The organism is Synechococcus sp. RedBA-s (genome assembly GCF_024345495.1).
In the GTDB taxonomy this organism is placed as follows: Bacteria; Cyanobacteriota; Cyanobacteriia; order PCC-6307; family Cyanobiaceae; genus Regnicoccus_A.
Genome location: NZ_JAGQBF010000004.1, coordinates 50,586 through 69,222, shown reverse-complemented (window position 1 = coordinate 69,222; position 18,637 = coordinate 50,586). Strand labels below are relative to the sequence as shown.

General features: G+C 64.8%; 22 protein-coding genes. 12 read left to right on the top strand and 10 right to left on the bottom strand.

The window, feature by feature from the left end; genetic code table 11:
* Positions 1-235: 235 nt before the first annotated feature.
* A complete protein-coding gene (locus KBY67_RS02505) occupies positions 236-937 on the top strand; it encodes a response regulator transcription factor (protein ID WP_255108382.1) in 702 nt (233 codons plus the stop codon).
* On the opposite strand, the gene KBY67_RS14815 is transcribed toward KBY67_RS02505, so the two are convergent.
* Both KBY67_RS14815 and KBY67_RS02500 read right to left on the bottom strand, forming a co-directional pair.
* Positions 912-1,103 carry an ATP-binding protein gene (locus KBY67_RS14815; protein ID WP_399213782.1) on the bottom strand — a complete coding sequence of 64 codons (192 nt, stop codon included), beginning with the start codon at positions 1,101-1,103 and terminating at the stop codon, positions 912-914. The two genes, KBY67_RS02505 and KBY67_RS14815, sit on opposite strands and share 26 nt — an antisense overlap.
* A gap of 97 nt (positions 1,104-1,200) precedes the next feature.
* A complete protein-coding gene (locus KBY67_RS02500) occupies positions 1,201-1,596 on the bottom strand; it encodes a sensor histidine kinase KdpD (protein WP_255108380.1) in 396 nt (131 codons plus the stop codon).
* Between the two features lie 505 nt (positions 1,597-2,101).
* Between KBY67_RS02500 and KBY67_RS14810 the strand changes: the two genes are divergently transcribed.
* On the top strand, positions 2,102-2,329 hold the full coding sequence (locus KBY67_RS14810; RefSeq protein WP_399213759.1) for a DUF6444 domain-containing protein: 228 nt from the start codon (positions 2,102-2,104) through the stop codon (positions 2,327-2,329).
* A gap of 3 nt (positions 2,330-2,332) precedes the next feature.
* A complete protein-coding gene (gene tnpC / locus KBY67_RS02495; protein ID WP_255108378.1) occupies positions 2,333-3,517 on the top strand; it encodes an IS66 family transposase in 1,185 nt (394 codons plus the stop codon).
* Between the two features lie 276 nt (positions 3,518-3,793).
* On the opposite strand, the gene KBY67_RS02490 is transcribed toward tnpC, so the two are convergent.
* Genes KBY67_RS02490 through KBY67_RS02475 form a run of 4 tightly spaced genes read right to left on the bottom strand, consistent with a single transcriptional unit; the run spans position 3,794 to position 5,934 of the window.
* Positions 3,794-4,453 (bottom strand): type II secretion system protein J, encoded by a 660-nt coding sequence (locus tag KBY67_RS02490; RefSeq protein ID WP_255108376.1) that lies wholly within the window; start codon positions 4,451-4,453, stop codon positions 3,794-3,796.
* A gap of 22 nt (positions 4,454-4,475) precedes the next feature.
* Entirely contained in the window at positions 4,476-5,012 is a 537-nt protein-coding gene (locus tag KBY67_RS02485) for a Tfp pilus assembly protein FimT/FimU (RefSeq protein ID WP_255108374.1), read from the bottom strand.
* Positions 5,009-5,416, bottom strand: coding sequence for a hypothetical protein (locus KBY67_RS02480; RefSeq protein ID WP_255108371.1), 408 nt, complete (start codon positions 5,414-5,416; stop codon positions 5,009-5,011). Before KBY67_RS02480 ends, KBY67_RS02485 begins: the two co-directional genes overlap by 4 nt.
* 14 nt (positions 5,417-5,430) lie before the next feature.
* Positions 5,431-5,934, bottom strand: a complete 504-nt coding sequence (locus tag KBY67_RS02475; RefSeq protein ID WP_255108369.1) for a hypothetical protein — start codon at positions 5,932-5,934, stop codon at positions 5,431-5,433.
* A 171-nt stretch (positions 5,935-6,105) separates the two neighbouring features.
* Between KBY67_RS02475 and KBY67_RS02470 the strand changes: the two genes are divergently transcribed.
* The gene (locus tag KBY67_RS02470; protein WP_255108366.1) at positions 6,106-6,315 is read left to right on the top strand and encodes a type II toxin-antitoxin system VapB family antitoxin; all 210 of its coding nucleotides are present in this window, start codon (positions 6,106-6,108) and stop codon (positions 6,313-6,315) included.
* Here the strand turns inward: KBY67_RS02470 and lepA are convergent.
* Positions 6,309-8,117: a translation elongation factor 4 gene (gene lepA / locus KBY67_RS02465; RefSeq protein WP_255108363.1), complete on the bottom strand. Its 1,809-nt coding sequence runs from the start codon at positions 8,115-8,117 to the stop codon at positions 6,309-6,311. The genes KBY67_RS02470 and lepA overlap by 7 nt on opposite strands.
* Positions 8,118-8,357: 240 nt before the next feature.
* On the opposite strand from lepA, the gene KBY67_RS02460 reads away from it, so the two are divergent.
* The 7 genes from KBY67_RS02460 to KBY67_RS02430 all read left to right on the top strand — a co-directional run bounded on the left by KBY67_RS02460 (position 8,358) and on the right by KBY67_RS02430 (position 15,152).
* Positions 8,358-9,002 carry a hypothetical protein gene (locus KBY67_RS02460; protein ID WP_255108355.1) on the top strand — a complete coding sequence of 215 codons (645 nt, stop codon included), beginning with the start codon at positions 8,358-8,360 and terminating at the stop codon, positions 9,000-9,002.
* Positions 9,003-9,053: 51 nt separating this feature from the next.
* Positions 9,054-9,347, top strand: a complete 294-nt coding sequence (locus KBY67_RS02455) for a NifU family protein (RefSeq protein ID WP_255108352.1) — start codon at positions 9,054-9,056, stop codon at positions 9,345-9,347.
* A gap of 65 nt (positions 9,348-9,412) precedes the next feature.
* Positions 9,413-10,705, top strand: a complete 1,293-nt coding sequence (gene serS, locus KBY67_RS02450) for a serine--tRNA ligase (protein ID WP_255108350.1) — start codon at positions 9,413-9,415, stop codon at positions 10,703-10,705.
* A gap of 57 nt (positions 10,706-10,762) precedes the next feature.
* The gene (gene rseP / locus KBY67_RS02445) at positions 10,763-11,851 is read left to right on the top strand and encodes an RIP metalloprotease RseP (RefSeq protein WP_255108348.1); all 1,089 of its coding nucleotides are present in this window, start codon (positions 10,763-10,765) and stop codon (positions 11,849-11,851) included.
* Between the two features lies 1 nt (position 11,852).
* Positions 11,853-12,539, top strand: a complete 687-nt coding sequence (nth, locus tag KBY67_RS02440; protein ID WP_255108345.1) for an endonuclease III — start codon at positions 11,853-11,855, stop codon at positions 12,537-12,539.
* A gap of 34 nt (positions 12,540-12,573) precedes the next feature.
* Positions 12,574-12,876, top strand: coding sequence for a 30S ribosomal protein S14 (gene rpsN / locus KBY67_RS02435; protein WP_255108342.1), 303 nt, complete (start codon positions 12,574-12,576; stop codon positions 12,874-12,876).
* Positions 12,877-13,022: 146 nt separating this feature from the next.
* Positions 13,023-15,152, top strand: a complete 2,130-nt coding sequence (locus tag KBY67_RS02430; RefSeq protein ID WP_255108341.1) for a polyribonucleotide nucleotidyltransferase — start codon at positions 13,023-13,025, stop codon at positions 15,150-15,152.
* 173 nt (positions 15,153-15,325) lie between these two features.
* Here KBY67_RS02430 and KBY67_RS02425 read toward each other — a convergent pair whose 3' ends face one another.
* The 3 genes from KBY67_RS02425 to KBY67_RS02415 form a co-directional block, all read right to left on the bottom strand.
* Positions 15,326-16,087, bottom strand: a complete 762-nt coding sequence (locus KBY67_RS02425; RefSeq protein WP_255108340.1) for a calcium-binding protein — start codon at positions 16,085-16,087, stop codon at positions 15,326-15,328.
* Between the two features lie 67 nt (positions 16,088-16,154).
* Positions 16,155-16,586, bottom strand: coding sequence for a hypothetical protein (locus KBY67_RS02420; RefSeq protein WP_255108338.1), 432 nt, complete (start codon positions 16,584-16,586; stop codon positions 16,155-16,157).
* A gap of 194 nt (positions 16,587-16,780) precedes the next feature.
* Positions 16,781-17,716 (bottom strand): 3'(2'),5'-bisphosphate nucleotidase CysQ, encoded by a 936-nt coding sequence (locus tag KBY67_RS02415; protein ID WP_255108480.1) that lies wholly within the window; start codon positions 17,714-17,716, stop codon positions 16,781-16,783.
* Between KBY67_RS02415 and rsmI the strand changes: the two genes are divergently transcribed.
* Complete coding sequence (rsmI, locus tag KBY67_RS02410) at positions 17,715-18,599, top strand: 16S rRNA (cytidine(1402)-2'-O)-methyltransferase (RefSeq protein WP_255108334.1); 885 nt, start codon at positions 17,715-17,717, stop codon at positions 18,597-18,599. The genes KBY67_RS02415 and rsmI overlap by 2 nt on opposite strands.
* Positions 18,600-18,637 lie beyond the last annotated feature (38 nt).

Below are 18,637 nucleotides of genomic sequence, written 5' to 3'. Positions count from 1 at the left end.
GCCGAGCAGCCGCTGAAAAGAACCGAGACATGCCATGGCCTCAGCTCAGGAGCTTCAACCGCATCGCCTTGCAAGCCCCTATTTCAGACGTGGTTCTTGGCCTACCTGCCTCTAGTCTGAGTGCAGCGAGCCACTGCCTCTCTCGATCGAAAAAGGACAAAGGACAGCCAGGCTACGGGTAAAGCCTCAACCTGTGCCGTATCCAGGCATTCTGGAAACAACCTAAAGAAGCTCCATGACCCACCAATACAGGGTGCTGGTCGTTGACGACGACCCCGAGCTGCGCCGGTTTCTCGCCGGTGAATTGGCGGTGGAGAACTATGTGGTGGGAGCAGTGGGCACAGGCCAGCAGGCACTGATCAGGCTGCGCGATGCTCCCTGGGACCTGGTGCTGCTCGACTGGACCCTGCCTGATTTCAGCGGTGTGGAGGTGTGCAGACGATTGAGAGCCAGTGAGCTCACTATCCCAGTGCTGATGCTCACGTCAAGAGATGCGGTGGCCGAGCGAGTGCAAGCCTTGGACGCCGGTGCCGATGACTATCTTATCAAGCCCTTCTCGATCGAGGAACTGCTGGCGCGGATACGGGCCAGGCTGCGGCGCAGTGGGTCCAGCAACAACAACGAGACTGTGCTGAGCTTCGCTGACCTGCGGGTGAACACCGCCAGCCACGAAGTGAGCCGTGGCGGAGAAGAAATCCAGCTCACAGTGCGGGAGTACAACCTGCTGTTGGCCTTGCTCAAAGACCCCAGTAGGGTACAGGAACGTCAAGCACTTCTTCACAACGTGTGGGGTGAGCACTTTGTAGGCGACGCCAACCTGCTCGATGTATATATCCGCTATTTGCGTAAGAAGATCGAACGTAGTGGTTTTCCTACCTTGATCCAGACCGTACGCGGCGTGGGCTTCATTCTCAGGGAGGGGGATCCGAAGATCTGAGCGTCATCCGCTCGAGCACCAGCTGAAAGTCGGCACCGCCGCCGGGGGTTGGGGCCACGCGCACATCACCGCCCATCCGCCGCATCAGCAAGCGCACCATCGCCAGTCCGATGTCACTCCCACTGGTGTCGGACTGAGATGTACCAAGAACAAAGAGCTCAAAGATGCGCTCCTATTCCGCCAGAGGTACCCCCGGCCCATGGTCGTCCACGTGGACCCACCTCAGTGGCGCCAACCGAACTGAGCAGTTCGATAGTGGAGTCCTACGGTTTGTATTTTAGGGCGTTGTCCACCAGGTTTGTCAGGCACTGCTGAAGACTCTCGCCATCTCCCAGACCCACGGGCTGAGCACCGTCCTGGGGCAAGCGCAGCCGCAGGCGAGAGGCGGCGATGGGCTCGAGCCTTTCAAAGGCCACGAGCAGAACATCATCAAAATCCAGTGAGTCACGGCCCAGTTCTAAGCGGCCCGCCTCCTCCCTGGCGATGTCGAGCAGTTCGCTGACCATCAGGCCCATCTGTTCAGCCTCCCTGGCGATGCACTGCAGCTCTGCGCTGGAAGACCATCCACCGGACCGGCGCTGCAAACTCTGGGAATAGACACTAATCAAGGTGATCGGGGTATGTAATTCGGGACTCCTGAAAACCAGCCGACGCCACATCGCGCCGCAACGGGCATCTGCGGAGGGCTTACGCAGGCCATGGTCACGTCTATGCGATGACAGGCCAATCGTTCCATCTTTTGTCAGTAATTGTCCAGGCCTTCCCTGGTGAGACATGAAGCCGGAGAAGGCTGCAGAGACAGGCAAAAATGAACACAAAAAAGAGGCAGAGAAACCTCAGGATCTTCTCGGCACACATCACCAGGAAACTCATGAAGATTGAGGTTGCAGCGCCGTGGGCGAGCCTCGCCATGATCAGCCTCAGTGAATACTTTCGCTTGCCAGAGCCAAAGACTCCCTCCACTTCAGTACCCATTCAGGGGTCGGGACAGCTCGGAGCGAACATCGCTACGGCTAAGCCCTTGACGGCGGCGTGATTCCCGATTGCATCTCAGGCAGAGACTGCCTGAGATGACTACTCCTCCTGACGGGATTTCAGATGCGGACTGGTTGGCATGGCCGACCAGTGCCCGTTCTCTAATCCTGCATCAACAGCAGGAGATTCATGTGCTGCACCAGGAGAACGAACAGCTCCGAACGCAACTCACCACACTGGCCACCGAACTGGCCCAATTGCGTGAGCGGATCCGGCCGCAGCTCTCGCAACTCCTCCAAACCACCCTCCAGCGATGGCCCTGGGTTTAAGCCGCCTGAGCGGCGCAAGGGCAGTGACCGCAAGCGGGGCGGCCAGCCGGGCCATCCAGGATCCGGTCCGGAATTGCTGCCGATCTAGCGGGTGGATGAGGTGGTGGAGCACCACCCCCAAGCCTGCCACCGCTGCGGTCAGCTGCTGGACGGTGTTGATCCAGAGCCGTTGCGCCATCAGGTGATCGAGATTCCGCCGATCACACCGCTGGTGATTGCACACCGGCTGCACCGCTTGGTCTGTCCCTGCTGCTCCACCAGCACCTGCGCCACCCTGCCGGCAGATGTGGGAGCGGCCCGTTACGGACCCCGGCTCAGCACCCTTGTGGGTCTGCTGGGCAGTGCCTTCCCGTTGAGCATCAGCAAGACCCAGGAACTGCTCCATCACCTGGGGGTGGTGATCAGCCGCGCAGGGATTGCTGGGATCCGCCAGCGGCTGAGCGCCACACTGGCCCAACCGATGGCAGAAGCGTTGGATGCCGCTCGGCAGCAGCCGGTGGCCTACGTCGATGAAACCGGCGCCCCCACCGGCAATGTCGACGGCAACAATCCGGCTGGCCGCCGCGGCTGGCAGTGGGTCATGGTCACCCCAGTGGCGACGGTGTTCCTGCAGGGCCTCAGCCGCTCAACTGCAGCGGCCAAGGAGCTGCTGGGGAACGCCTTTGGCGGGATCGTGGTGAGCGATCGCTTCTCCGCTTACAACCACCTGCCAATTGAGCAGCGCCAGCTGTGCTGGGCGCACCTGATCCGCGATCTCACTGCCATCGCCCAGCGCCCTGGTGCCAGCGCCAAGTTCGGAGCAGAGCTGCTGGACCTGCAGCAGCAACTGTTTGCCCAGTGGTACAGATGGAAGGAGGGAGCGAACGACTGGCCCACGTTGCAGCAGGGCTGCCGGCCAATCCGCCGCTCCTTTGAGGCCACACTGCAGCAGGTGGTGGAGCTGGGTTACCAGCGCGGTGAGCGAACACCCTGGGCCAAGACGGTACGCACTTGTCAGCAGGTACTGCAACGCAGCGATGCCCTCTGGACGTTTCTGGAGATCCAAGGCGTCGATCCCACCAACAACGCCGCTGAGCGAGCGCTGCGCCAGCCGGTGATTCAGCGCAAGATCAGTTACTGCGTCCAATCAACCAGCGGTGTAATCTGCCGCAGTCGTCTGCTCACTGCCACCACCACCCTCAGGCAACAGGACCGCGATGTCTGGCAGTTCCTGGAGCAGGCCTGGATTGCCCATCATCGCGTTGGCGTGATGCCATCGCTGCTCCCGAATTCATGAACTTCTCAACACACGTTGTCTCTTCCTTGGACCCTCAGCACTGAGCGATCAGGGGTGGATTGGCGCGGTGGGCATCCCGCCCTCTGAACGGATACAATCAGGGAAACCCAAGCTGTTAACAAGATCGACGTAGGACGATGGGCCAAGGAAAGCCCTGCAAAATGAATGGAATAGCCCTCAATACATCAAAATTGCACGAGTCGATCTTGATCGTGAAAATGTATTCAGAATAGTTTGCCATCGTCCGCGTGACCTCATACTGAGTGACCTGGATCCTTACCCTGCCCCAGCGACTCCTTCACTGCGCACCCACTGAAGCGGGCCGCCGCCATCGCTGAAGCTCTGAACTAATCGCATACTCACCAACTGGGTCGCCGGATCCAGGCATGCAGAGAACGCTACGTTTTCAGACTTATTCAATACCCTGGCATCGCTCAAACCGCCGCAGGTGGCCCAGGTGGGGGGCTTCGCCGCCAGGCCATCCAGCACCACATGGCTTTGGGCTGTGGTGCCGGGGTTGACGCGTCCTTCCAGTCCATAGGCAGGTCCGCAGCGCGCCAGCACCTGGCCGCGCCAGATCCCGCTCGGGGCTGCCCCAACGGAATAGGTGATCACCCCGTCGCCCCTCTTGATCTGCAGAACCACCTTGCGGCTGGCCACTCCACAGTCGACGGAGAGGGGAGTGGCGGCATCCACCACCTCGCTGCCCCCCTCCAGATCAGCCCGGATCAGCGCAAGGGCCCGCCGCTGGTAGGCGCGCTCCCGCACCAGCCGGGAGAAGTTCTGTGCCGAGCGCCCCTCCCCCAGCAGCACCTGCACCACCACGCCGCACACCATCAGGCCCAGGCCCATGGCCACCAGCAGCTCCACCAGGCCAAAGCCGGCACTGGCCGGGCTGCCCCTGGTCTGGGATCTGAGGATCGGCGCTGTCTTCATCACGCTGGTGGCTTGCTCCGGCTCAGAGGGTCGGATCAGGGCGGCAGGAGTCGCTGTCGGGGCGGCCCCCGGGCGCGCCGCCATAGCGGCCAAGGCGCACCACCCCCAGCGGCGGGGCCATCACCAGGCAGCGGCGCAGCTCGGTGCCTGCGCTGGTGAGCACCACCGTGCCGCCATCCAGCACCAAACCAATGCTGCTGAAGCGCAGAGTGTCGGGCAGGTTGTGGCTCAGCTGAATGGAGCCGTTTTCCACCCCCTCAGCCAAGGGCATCGCCGCCCGCTCGCAGCCGGCCAGCGAGCCCTTCAACGGCTCCTGCCATCCCTCCGGCGTCAAGCTCAGGCCACAGGGCCGCCCCAGCCGCTCTGCCGCGGCACGACCCCGCTCAAGGCCCAGCACCAGCCGCCGGGTGGCCACCTCCAACCGCTGTCTGGCTATCGATTCGGCACCCACATAGATCGCCAGCCCTGCGAGCAGCAAGAGCACCGACACCCCCGCCAGCATCTCAGTGAGCGAATAGCCCTGGGAGAAATCCCGGGAAATCGTGCGTGCTCTGGTCATAGTCGGCAGACCCCATGGGCCGCCGGAGCAAACAGCCGCCGGCGCTCGATTCCCTCCCCTGAGGCTCTCAGCCAGAGGGCGACGGGCTCTTCCGCAGTGGTCAGAGCCGAGTCACTGGCCAGGGTGATTTGTTCCGGCAGCTGGGAGCTGACGAGGGCCAACTGTCCCTCCATCCAAGCCATTGCGTCGACACAGCTCATCGGCACCTCCACCCCCACTTCCCGCGCCGACTTCACCTGTGCCGCGGCCGCCACCCGCAGTGCCCGCTCCCGCTTCAGCAACTCCATGTCGATGCGGTTCAACACCTCCTGGCGCTCCACGGCGCGGTGGTTCCAGGTCAGGGCAGATCCCCACAATTGCGCTGAGGAATTTGCCGCCAGGGCGAACACCAAAGTTGACACCAACACTTCAATCAGTGTCATCGCCCAATCCCGCGCAAAGCCACCACATGCAGGGGCATTGGGGCTGCACCGGCCACTTCAAGGGCAAACAACCGCTGCACTTTCCCTTGGCTCAGTTCCAGACGCAGCTCACCCGGATGGCCTGCAGAGCCGGGCACCCCTGGCGTCCATGAGACCAGCCGATAGGCGACCGCTTCCACCTGACCGCTCAGGACAGGTGCCGCGCTCAGTCCTGCCGCGCAACCCTTGATGGGCGACTGCCAAGACCCCGAAGCCAGTGGCAACAGGCAGGCATGGGAGCCGCTGAGTCTTGCAGCCACCTGCTCCGCCGCCGAAACCAGGGAGTCGTCGAGCCTGCGCTGCTCCAGCTCCGCCGCCGCCAGCCGACTTCCCTGGAGCGCCATCGTCTGCATCGAGAGCGCACTCAACAGCAGCACCAGCGACACACCAAACGAGAGTGGCAGCAGAAAACCCGCTTCAGCCCCTCGGCTGGATACAGGCAGAACACGTGGCAGTGCCATCGGCGGCTATCTGGGACATCACGCCCTCAGCGTTCCCAGAAAAGGCGAGATGTAGCCCTGTATCGAGTTGAAGCTGGCCACAATCTTCAACAACCGTTGCAGATGCGCCCTCAGGAGCCAGTCAACGTCGTCGCTTCCCAGCGGCTGACAGACTGACTCTTGTGAAACACCGTGGCTGAATCGGGCATGCGCACCACCCTCACCCTCGACGACGATCTGCTCGCTCAGGCCGGAAAACTCAGCGGCATCAAGGAGCGCACCCAGCTGATCCGCGAGGCCCTCAAGGCCCTGATCGAGCGGGAACACTCACGCCGGGTGGTCGTCATGGGCGGCTCCGAGACCCAGATCGGACCACCCCCGCGCCACCGCCAGCCCTACTGATTCAGCTTCAGCACCGCCATGAAGGCTTCCTGGGGCACGTCCACCTTGCCCATCGCCTTCATGCGCTTCTTGCCCTTCGCCTGTTTCTTCAGCAGCTTTTTCTTGCGGGAGATATCGCCGCCGTAGCACTTGGCCAGCACATCCTTGCGGATGGCGCTGATGCTTTCGCTGGCGATGATGCGGCTGCCGATCGAGGCCTGGATCGGAATCTTGAACTGCTGCCTCGGGATCAGCTCCTTCAGCTTCTCCACCAGCCCCTTGCCCACGTTGTAGGCCTTGTCGCGGTGCACGATCGTGGTGAGCGGGTCGGCCTTCTCGCTGTTGATCAGCACATCGAGGCGCACCAGTTCGTTCTTGCGATAGCCGATCAGGCTGTATTCCATCGAGGCGTAGCCCTTGGTGCGGCTCTTCATCTGATCGAAGAAATCCGTCACCACTTCCGCCAGCGGCATCTCGTAGTGCAGCGTCACCCGGTCGGTGGTGATGAACTTCATGTCGATGAATTCACCGCGCCGCTCCTGGCAGAGCTCCATCAGGGCGCCGTTGTAGGTGTTGGGGGTGTAGATCTCCAGCTTCACATAGGGCTCCTCAATCGATTCCCGCTTCTGTGGATCGGGCAGGGTGGCGGGATTGTCCACCATCATGGTGCTGCCGTCGATCATGTTCACCTGATAGATGACTGACGGCGCCGTCACGATCAGGTCAAGGTCGTATTCGCGCTCCAGCCGTTCCTGCACGATCTCCATGTGCAGCAGGCCCAGGAAGCCGCAGCGGAAGCCGAAGCCCATGGCGCTGCTGGTTTCCGGCTCATACTTCAGCGCCGCATCAGAGAGCTGCAGCTTGTCGAGCGCGTCGCGCAGATCGGGATACTGATCGGCGTCGGTGGGAAACAGGCCGCAGAACACCATCGGCTTGGCTTCGGCGTAACCCGGCAGCGGCTCCGCCGCCGGATTGGCGGCCAGGGTGATCGTGTCGCCCACCCGTGCATCAGCCACCGCCTTGATCGAGGCCGCCATGTAGCCCACCTCACCGGCATGCAGGCTGTCCACCTGGCGCTGGTCGGGCGCCATCACGCCCACCTCATCAAGCTCCACCACCTTGCCACTGGCCATCAGCAGCACCTTGTCCTTGCGGGCGATCACGCCGCTGATCACCCGGAAGTAGACGATCACGCCCCGATAGGGGTCGTAATAGGAGTCGAAGATCAGCGCCCGCAGGGGCTCGTCGACCCGATCCGCCGGCGGCGGCACCCGCTCCACCACCGCTTCGAGGATCTCGGGAATGCCCAGGCCGGTCTTGGCGGAGCAGGCGATCGCCTTGGTGGTGTCGAGGCCGATGATCGCTTCGATCTCCTCCTTGATGCGCTCGGGGTCGGCCCCGGGCAGATCGATCTTGTTCAGCACCGGAATGATCTCCAGATCATTGCCCAGCGCCAGGTACACATTTGCCAGCGTCTGCGCCTCCACCCCCTGGCTGGCATCCACCACCAGCAGCGCGCCCTCACAGGCCTGCAGGCTGCGGCTCACCTCATAGGAGAAATCCACATGGCCCGGTGTGTCGATCAGGTTGAGGATGTAGGTCTCGCCGTCGGCGGCCGTGTACTCCATCCGCGCGGCCTGGAGCTTGATCGTGATCCCCCGCTCCCGCTCCAGCTCCATGTTGTCGAGGAACTGGGCCTGCATGTCGCGGGCCGCCACGGTTCCGGTGTCCTGCAGCAACCGATCGGCCAGGGTCGATTTGCCGTGGTCGATGTGGGCAATGATGCAGAAGTTGCGGATCCGCGAGGCGGGAACGTCGGTCATCGCGGCTCTGCTGGGACTCATGCGGGGCGGAGGGCTGCAAGCCCATTGGCCGTGATCCTAGGCGGGCAGGCCGATCAAGGCCCTCCGGGAGCCGCTCCAGCCACCCCAGCCAGGACCAGTGGCATCACCGGGCCAACAACGTCCCAAACGCAGCCTTGCCGGTCCTGTTAAGATTAGGCATTAACACCTAGTTAAGTTATTGTGACATTTGTGGCTAGTCACAAAGCAGCCTTACAAAAGGTGCTCGGCAAACTGCAACGCGCCTACTTCCTCCCAGTCGCACAGTTCACGGTGACGGGGCTCGCGGTCGGGGGCATTGCCTTGCTGCCACTGGAAGCTCAGGCGCTCACCTACACCTTCCAGAATGCCGCATTCAGCGTGGCTAGTCCTGGTGGCGGAACCGGAACCATCACCGGCAGCTTTGCTTACAACGGCTCAGCGATCACTAATTTCGCCAACATTCAAATCTCAAGATGGCTATTTAACTCTGCAGCAACGCCTGTATCTGCCGGCTACACCGGGACGACATCAACAGCAGGCATTCTCAGCTTCACAGGAATTACTGGCTCCAGTGGCCAATCCCCTCCCGAATCCCTAAGTATCCAGAACATCAAGCTTGCCAACTCTCCCGAATCCATCAGTCTCACTGCCTTGAACAGCGGGATCGATGGGCAGATCAGATTCTGTGACAACAACGGCTGTCCAAGCTCCCAGACAACATTGTCAAATATCACGTTCACCAGTGGCTCCCTCGTCGCCGTGCCCCTCCCCCTGTCTGCCGGAGCCCTGGCACCCCTGGCCCTCACCATGGTCCGCCTGCGAAGGCGTTACAAGCGCACCTCCGCTGCCCCGAAGCATCCTTCACCAGCCGTCATCGCCGGATGAAGACGGAATTGCCGCAGGCTTCGTAGGCTCAAACTCCCTTCATCCCTCCGCATGACCACCGACACCGCCACCCCAGACACCAGCGCCAGCGGCGAGGCCCCGATCAGCGACCCCCGCGCCCTCACGATCGAGAACGTCGAGCGGGTGCTCGATGAACTGCGGCCCTACCTGATGGCAGACGGCGGCAACGTCGAGATCGTTGAGATCGACGGCCCGGTCGTCAAGGTGCGCCTGCAGGGCGCCTGCGGCAGCTGCCCCAGCAGCACCATGACCCTGAAGATGGGCATCGAGCGCAAGATGCGCGAAGCCATCCCCGAAGTGAGCGAAGTGGTGCAGGTGCTCTGAGGCCCTTCCACGCGGCCTGCTCCAGCACCAGTCCGTAGGCTGCACGCGCCTTTGCACCTGGAGCCGTGCTGGATCAGCGCCTGCTGCGCGACAACCCCGAGCTGATCGTCGAGCAGCTCGGGCGGCGGGGCATGACGCTCGATCTCACGGCCCTGCAGCTGATCGCCCGCCAAGAGCGTGATCTTGAGCAGCAACGCAGTGATCTGCAGGCCGAGGGCAACCGCATCGGCCGCCAGGTGGGCGAGCTGATCCGCGGCGGCGAAGCACCCCACAGCCCCGAGGTCCAGGCCCTGCGCAACCGGGGTAACACCATCAAGCAGCAGGTGGCGGTGCTGGAGGAGGAGGAGAAAGCCCTCGAAACCCGCCTGCGCGAGCAGCTGCTCGCCTTCCCCAACCTGCCCTCCTCACTCTGCCCCGATGGGGCCGGCGAAGCCGAGAACGTGGAGCGGCGGCGCTGGGGCACGCCCCGAGAGCCGATGGAGGGTGAACCCGCCCTCGAAGAGCACTGGCAGATCGCCGAACGCCTCGGCCTGATCGATAGCGAGCGCTCGGTGCGCATCGCCCAGAGCCGCTTCGTGACCCTGCTCGGAGCGGGCGCCCGGCTGGAGCGCGCCCTGATCAGCTTCATGCTCGATCAGCACGCCAGCCGTGGCTACCGCGAGGTGCTGCCGCCGATCCTGGTGAACAGCGCCAGCCTCACCGCCTCCGGCCAGCTGCCCAAGTTCGCCGAGGAGAGCTTTCGCTGCGCCGACGACGACCTCTGGCTCACCCCCACCGCCGAGGTGCCGATCACCTCGTTCCACCGCGACGAGCTGATTCCCGCCGAGCGCCTGCCCCTGCGCTATGCCGCCTACACCCCCTGCTTCCGCCGCGAGGCCGGCTCCTACGGCCGCGACACCCGCGGCTTGATCCGCCTGCACCAGTTCAACAAAGTCGAGTTGTACTGGTTCTGCCACCCGGAGGAATCAGAAGCAGCCCACGCCCAGCTCACCGCCGACGCCGAAGCGGTGCTGCAGGCCCTCGACCTGCCCTACCGGGTGCTGGATCTCTGCACCGGTGACCTCGGCTTCTCCGCCGCCCGCACCTTTGATCTGGAGGTGTGGCTGCCCGGCGCCGGGGCGTACCGCGAGATCTCCAGTTGCAGTACCTGCGCTGACTTCCAGGCACGGCGCGCCTCGATCCGCTTCAAGGACGGCAAGAGAACCCGTCTGCTGCACACCCTCAACGGCAGCGGTCTGGCAGTGGGTCGCACCATGGCCGCCCTGCTCGAAACCGGCCAGCACGCCGACGGCAGCGTGCGCCTGCCGCGGGCCCTCGTGCCCTACATGGGCTGCGATCGCCTCGTGCCCGAAGCCTGAAGGGAACAAACCACGGCTGAAACCCCCAGAATGAGTGTCTTGCGCAACATTGCCTGAATGGGCGTTCTCACGGCACTGGCGATCCTGGCGGGCCTGATCGTGGTGCATGAAGCCGGCCATTTCTTTGCCGCCACCTGGCAGGGCATCCGCGTCAGCGGCTTCTCAATCGGCTTCGGTCCGGCCCTGCTGCAGCGGCAGCGCCGCGGCGTGCAGTTCGCCCTGCGGGCCATACCCCTGGGTGGCTATGTCGCCTTCCCCGACGACGAGGAGGACAGCGAGATCCCCAGCGATGACCCCGACCTGCTGCGCAACCGCCCCCTGCCCCAGCGGGCCCTGGTGATCGCCGCCGGCGTGATCGCCAACCTGCTGCTGGCCTGGGCCGTGCTCCTCGGTCAGGGGCTGCTGGTGGGTGTGCCCGCCGGCTTCAGCGCCACCCCTGGCGTGCTGGTGGCGGCGGTGCAGCCGGGCCAGCCCGCCGCCGCCTCGGGCCTGATGGCCGGGGATCGCATCCTCAGCCTCGGAGGGGTGGCCGTGGGTGGTGGCTCCAAGGCCGTGGTGGATCTGGTGGCCGACATCCAGGGGGCGCCCGAGCGCAGCCTGCAGATCCAGGCCGAGCGCAACGGTGAAACCCTCAGCCTGCGGCTCACCCCCAGCGATCGCGATGGCCTCGGCCGCATCGGCGCCCAGCTCCAGCCCAACGGCAGTGAGGTGTTCCGTCCCGCCAAGGGGCCGCTGGAGCTGCTCGGCCAGACCAACCGCGTCTTCGTTCAGCTGATCCGCCGCACCGTCGATGGCTTCGTGGCCCTGGTCACCCACTTCGGCGAAACCGCTCCCCAGGTGTCGGGGCCGGTGAAGATCGTCGAGATGGGCGCCAGCCTGGCCCGCCAGGGCGGCGGCAGCCTGTTCGTGTTCGCCGCGCTGATCTCCATCAACCTGGCGGTGCTCAACGCCCTGCCCCTGCCCCTGCTCGATGGTGGCCAGTTCGCCCTGCTGCTGCTGGAGGGCCTGCGCGGCAAGCCCCTGCCCGATCGGCTGCAGATGGCCTTCATGCAGTCGGGCTTCCTGCTGCTGGTGGGGCTGAGCGTGGTGCTGATCGTCAAGGACACCAGCCAGCTTTCGGTGGTGCAGCAACTCCTCGGCCGCTGAGGTGCCCCGCTTTGCCACGGCCCGGCAGCGGGCGCCGCTGATCCAGGAGCGCCTGGCGCTCCACTACCCCCATGCCACCTGCTCCCTCGATTGGCGCACGCCCTGGGAGTTGCTGGTGGCCACCATGCTCTCGGCCCAGTGCACCGACGAGCGGGTGAACCTCGTCACCCCGGCCCTGTTCGAGCGCTTCGCCGATGCGGCCGCCGCTGCTGCGGTGAACTCCAGCGAGGTGGAGCCCTATGTGAAGTCCACCGGCTTTTACCGCAACAAGGCCAAGCACATCGTGGCCGCCTCCCAGCTGCTGATGGAGCGCCACGGCGGTGCGGTGCCGGCCTCGATGGAGGAGTTGCTGGAGCTGCCGGGGGTGGCGCGCAAGACCGCCAACGTGGTGCTAGCCCATGCCTTCGGCATCAATGCCGGTTTCACCGTCGACACCCACGTGCGGCGGCTGAGCAACCGGCTCGGGCTCACCCGCCAGAGCGATCCGCCACGGATCGAGCCCGATCTGATGAAGCTCTTCCCTCAGCCGGAATGGGAGAACCTCTCGATCCGGCTGATCTTCCATGGCCGCGCCGTCTGCAACGCCCGCAAGCCCCTCTGCGCCGGCTGCCCCCTCGCCGATCTCTGCCCCAGCCACCCCGACCACGGCCCCAGCGGCCGCCGGGTTCAGCAGCAGGCCACGCGCTAGGCTCGGCCTCCACTGAACGAATTGCAGCAGCCGCATGGCGAAGAAGTCGATGATTGCGCGCGATGTCAAGCGCAAGAAAATTGTGGAACGCTTCGCCGTCAAGCGCGCCGAGCTGAAGGCTTCGTTTGAGGCGGCCGCTGATCCGATGCAGCGCCTGGAGATCCACCGCAAGATCCAGAACCTCCCCCGCAACAGCGCCCCCAACCGGGTGCGCAACCGCTGCTGGGCCACCGGCAAGCCCCGCGGCTACTACCGCGATTTCGGTCTCTGCCGCAACCAGCTGCGCGAGCGTGCCCACAAGGGTCTGCTGCCCGGCGTCGTCAAGTCGAGCTGGTAAGCGGCTTCAGGCTCTGGCTGTTCATCGGCGGCAGGGCGCCAATCAAGAGCGTGAGGGTGGCCAGGTGCCACCCTTTTTTGCGTCGTCAAGCCCTCGCAGGTCCGAATGCGAGAATGGTGCGTGAATAAAAACGGACATAAGACGACGTGCCAGCAAAGATTCAGACGGTCTCCTTCGATGGTCGGGAGATCCGGCTGACCACGGGCTTGTATGCGCCCCAGGCCGGGGGTTCAGTGTTGATCGAATGCGGGGACACCGCCGTGCTGGTCACGGCCACCCGCGCCAAGGGCCGCGAAGGGATCGATTTTCTGCCGCTCACCTGTGATTACGAGGAGCGCCTCTACGCCGCCGGGCGCATCCCCGGCAGCTTCTTCCGCCGTGAAGGCCGCCCCCCCGAGCGCGCGATTCTCACCACCCGCCTGATCGATCGGCCCCTGCGGCCCCTGTTCCCCTCCTGGCTGCGCGACGACCTGCAGGTGGTGGCCACCTGCCTGTCACTGGATGAGCGGGTGCCGCCCGATGTGCTGGCGGTCACCGGCGCCTCGATCGCCACCCTGCTGGCGAAAATCCCCTTCAGCGGCCCGATGGCGGCCGTGCGCGTCGGCCTGCTGGGCGACGACTTCGTGCTCAACCCCAGCTACCGCGAGATTGAGCGCAGCGAGCTGGATCTGATCGTGGCCGGCACCCCCTCCGGTGTGGTGATGGTGGAAGCGGGCGCCAACCAGCTGCCCGAACAAGACGTGATCGAGGCGATCGACTTCGGCTACGAAGCCGTGGGCGAACTGATCAAGGCCCAGCAGACCCTGCTCAGCGAACTCGGCATCGAGCAGGTGTTCCCCGAACCCCAGGTTCAGGACCCCGCCCTGCCGGCTTTCCTGGAGCAGGAATGCGGCGCCGGCATCGGTGAAGTGCTCAAGCAGTTCAGCCTCACCAAGGCCGAGCGCGACGCCCAGCTTGATGGCATCAAGGCGGGCGTGGCCCAGAAGATCGCCGGCCTCTCCGACGACGATCCGATCCGTGTGGCCGCTGCGGGCAAGGCCCTCGGCAACACCTACAAGGGCATCACCAAGAAGCTGATGCGCGCCCAGATCCTCAGCGAGGGCAAGCGGGTCGATGGCCGCAACCTCGATGAGGTGCGCCCGATCAGCGCCGCCGTGGGCGTGCTGCCCAAGCGGGTTCACGGCTCGGGCCTGTTCCAGCGCGGGCTCACCCAGGTGCTCTCCACCGCCACCCTGGGCACCCCCAGTGATGCCCAGGAGATGGACGACCTCAACCCCATGGGTGAGAAGACCTACCTGCACCACTACAACTTCCCCCCCTATTCGGTGGGCGAAACCCGGCCGATGCGCTCCCCCGGCCGCCGCGAGGTGGGCCATGGCGCCCTGGCCGAGCGGGCAATCATTCCCGTGCTTCCCCCCAAGGAGAGCTTCCCCTACGTGCTGCGGGTGGTCTCGGAGTGCCTCAGCTCCAACGGCTCCACCTCCATGGGCTCGGTCTGCGGCAGCACCCTCGCCCTGATGGATGCCGGCGTGCCCCTCAAGGCGCCCGTGAGCGGCGCCGCCATGGGCCTGATCAAGGAGGGCGATGAGGTGCGCATCCTCACCGACATCCAGGGCATCGAGGATTTCCTCGGCGACATGGACTTCAAGGTGGCCGGCACCGAGAAGGGCATCACCGCCCTGCAGATGGACATGAAGATCAGCGGTCTGGCGGTGAGCACCATCGCTGAAGCCGTCAACCAGGCCCGCCCGGCCCGGCTGCACATCCTCGAGAAGATGCTCGAAGCGATCGCCAAGCCCCGCGATGTGCTCTCCCCCCATGCCCCGCGACTGCTCAGCTTCCGCATCGACCCGGAACTGATCGGCACCGTGATTGGCCCCGGTGGCCGCACGATCAAGGGCATCACCGAGCGCACCAACACCAAGATCGACATCGAAGACGGTGGCATCGTCACGATCGCCAGCCACGACGGCGCCGCCGCTGAGGAAGCCCAGCGGATCATCGAAGGTCTCACCCGCCGCATCAGCGAAGGGGAGATGTTCAACGGCTCCGTCACCAGGATCATCCCGATCGGCGCCTTCGTGGAGATCCTCCCCGGCAAGGAGGGCATGATCCACATCTCCCAACTCTCCGAAGCACGGGTGGAGAAAGTGGAAGATGTGATCAAGGTGGGCGATGCCGTCACCGTGCGGGTGCGCGAAATCGACAACCGTGGCCGCATCAACCTCACTCTGCGGGGCGTAGCTCAGGAGCAGGTGCCGGTGCCGGTGGACTGATCAGAACTGGTGGTGGGAGTCAGGCAGAAGCCGTGCTCCTGCCCATCGGATCAATTCAAAGCCCTTCAACCGCTTTCAGCTCAGATGAAGGCGGTTTTTTTATGGGCAGAACCGCCGCTCGAACTGCAATCAGCGCAACGGCAGCTCAGCGGCATCTCAACGGCATCAGCTGTTCAGATCAGTAAGCCACCGCCAACGCTGGCGAGGTCGGCCGAGGCGCTGAAGATCTGCAAGCTGGGGTCAAAGCGTGGATCCTGCAGGGTGCGCTCGATGAAAGGATCCCATAAGTAGATATCAGCACCGACCACGGTGGTCACACCAAGGACGTCGCCCTGCACGATCAGTCCGTCAATGTCCCTGATGAAGCGTCCATTGCTGTCAATGGAAGGCTCATAGCGGGTGATCGCCACCCCATCAGCCACTTCGTCGTACTCGATCAGATTGCCGTAATCGAGAAAGCTGCCGAAGCCGAAGATCAGAACCTTGTCGCCTTCGGCGGCGTTGAAATCCTCGATGCGATCGTTGCCGCGCGAGAGGGCGAAGCGATCAGCTCCAATGTCACCGAAGAGCCGATCATCGCCGCGGTTGCCATTGAGGAAATCATCACCTTCGCCGCCGTAGAGCCAGTCGTTGCCCTGGCCTCCGGAGAGGGAATCGAAACCGCCACCCCCGCGCAGGGTGTCGTTGCCAAGGTTGCCCCGCAGCACGTCATCGAGCTGACGGCCCAGCAGCAGGTCGTCGCCGCCCAGGCCACGGATCGTGTCCATGCCCTCGGTGCCGGTGAGGGTGTCGTTGCCCTCAGTGCCGGTGATCTCCTGACCCACCAGGAAATTCTCGGACAGGGCCGGATCCACAAAGGCCGGCTGCCCCTGCTCAGCCAGAAACTGATTGAGGATCTGCTGGGCCTGGAGAACCTCGAGGGCAGGGTCGACCATCGGCTTGGTGACACAAACCCAAAGCTAGCGAGCGGCCAGGCAGGGTTCAAGCCGGGCCGCCAGGGGCTCAATTGGTGGAGGCGATCAGCCCCGAACAGGCCTCCGGCTCGGCCTGATGGAAGCCAGCTTGCACCTGCACCGCTCCGGAGGATGTCCGCAGACATCCCACCAGGGTCCTGCCAGAGAAAGTCCTGGACGGCAGCCCTACCGGCATCACCCTGTAGCCATCTGCCGTGGTTTCGATCAGGTAAGAGAACGGACCGGCTGGGGCGCTGATCAGCGAGGTGCCACCGTTGATCAACGCCAGCTGCAGCTGCTGACGAATATTGGAACGAACGAGCGCTTCGGCAGCCTGCTCCCGTAGGGCGCTGGCCCCCTGCAAGCCAGCGATGAGTACCACCATCAAGCCCAGCCCATAAAGCAACACACCCTGCACAAAGCCGGAGTCGGCATCGGGGTGGAGGTGATGGGGTCTGGAGCCCTCGACGTGGCAAGCCATGGCAACCCTCGGGTCAGCAATCGAACCGTAATAACTCGGTTGCGAAACGGCAGTGTTACCTGCGACCTGAGAAAAACAACTTCACCGGCTGGATCATCTCTTGATCCGAGCGTGTCCGCCCGACCGCGAGATCGGAGTGCTTGAACGGAGTTCGAGAACGACCGTGGTCGCGCACGAGGCTGAGCTGGGAGACCTCAAACCACGAAGCCCGGATCGATTCGCGCCATGGCGGCGGCGGCACGCTCACACAGTTCGGCATGGGCCAGGCCATGGCTGGCGATCAGACAACCGGCCTGCAGTCCATCGCCGTTGTTGTAGCTGAGGGGACGGCCATCGGCGTGGCTGAAGGCCCCGCCCGCTGCCCGCAGCACCGCCTCCGGCGCCGCCATGTCCCAGTCCTTGGGGGCACTGTGGCCTGAGAGGGAGAGGTAAAGGTCGGTTTCGCCGCGCAGGATCGTGGCCACCTTGCAGCCCACGCTGCCCACCGCCAGTGACGATCCCAGCCCCAGGGCCCCCACCAGCTGCTCCAGCCGCTGGTCGCGGTGGTTGCGGCTGGCCACCAGCACCAGCTCCGCCGGCTCGCGTCGCTCGCTCAGCTGGGGCGCAAAACGCTGGCCGGCCGGATTCTCCCGCCAGGCACCCCCGATCAACTCCTCAGCCGCCGCCCCTACCAGACCGAACCAGAGCTCATGCTTCTCCGGCAGCAGCACCACCCCGAGCACCGGCTGGCCCTGATGCACCAGCGCCAGATGCACCGCGTACTCACCGCTGCCCTGAAGGAAATCCTTGGTGCCATCGAGGGGATCAAGGATCCAGAGCCAGTCGGCCTCCAGGGGCACACCGGCGCTGAGCTGCTCCTTGGCGGTCTCCTCGCTCAGCAGGGTCCATGGGGCGTTGGGGAAGGCCCCGGCGAGGCCCTCCAGCAGGTGCTGGTTCACCGCCAGATCAGCCGCCGTCACCGGACCCTCACCGCCCTCATCCACGCTCAGGGCCTCCCCATAGCCAAAGGGGGGTTGCACGCCGCGGGCGTAGGCCCTCAGAATCGCTGCCGACTCCCAACACAGGCGCCGCAGCAGTACCAGCAGCTCCTCGAGATCAAGGCCGGCGGGCAGGCAGGGGGCAGCCATCATGGACACGGTCAGGGTCGGACAGAGCCGCATTGTGGAGCAAGCCAGCGAACCCGCCGCCGGGGTGCTGTATCTGGTGGGAACACCGATCGGCAACCTGGGCGATCTCTCCCCCCGGGCCCGGCGGGTGCTGGAGGGGGTGGATCGCATCGCCTGCGAGGACACCCGCCACAGCGGCCAGCTGCTGGCCGGCCTGGGCATCCGCAGCCGTCTGCTCAGCTTTCACCAGCACAACCAGACCGCCCGCATCCCCGAACTGCTCGCGGCCCTCACGGCGGGCGAAAGCCTGGCGGTGATCAGCGACGCGGGCCTGCCGGGCATCTCCGATCCCGGCGAGGCGCTGGTGGCGGCCGCCCGCGCCGGCGGCCATCCGGTGATCTGCGTGCCCGGCCCCTGCGCCGTAACCACGGCACTCGTGAGCAGTGGTCTGCCCTGTGCTCGCTTCTGCTTCGAAGGGTTCCTGCCGGCCAAGGCCAGCCTGCGCCGCCAGCGACTGCAGGAGCTGGCCGCCGAGGAGCGCACCCTGGTGCTCTTCGAGGCGCCCCACCGGCTGATCGAGCTGCTCGACGACCTGCTCACCACCCTCGGTGAGCGGCCGCTGCAGGTGACGCGGGAGCTGACCAAACGCCATGAGCAGCAGATCGGGCCCAGCGTGGGCGCCGCCCTGGAGCACTTCCGGCGGGTGCCGCCCCGGGGGGAGTTCACCCTGGTGCTCGGCGGTGCCACGCCGGAGCAGGCGCCCCTGCGCAGCGACGCTGATCTGACCGAGGAGCTGCGCCAGAAGGTGGCCTCAGGTCTGAGCGCCAGTGATGCGGCCCGCCAGCTGGCAGCCGAGACCGGCCTCTCCCGCCGCAGCCTTTACGCCCTGCTGCACCAACCGAAGTGAGGGCCTCCCCACTGGATGGGCCATGCTGAGGACCGAAC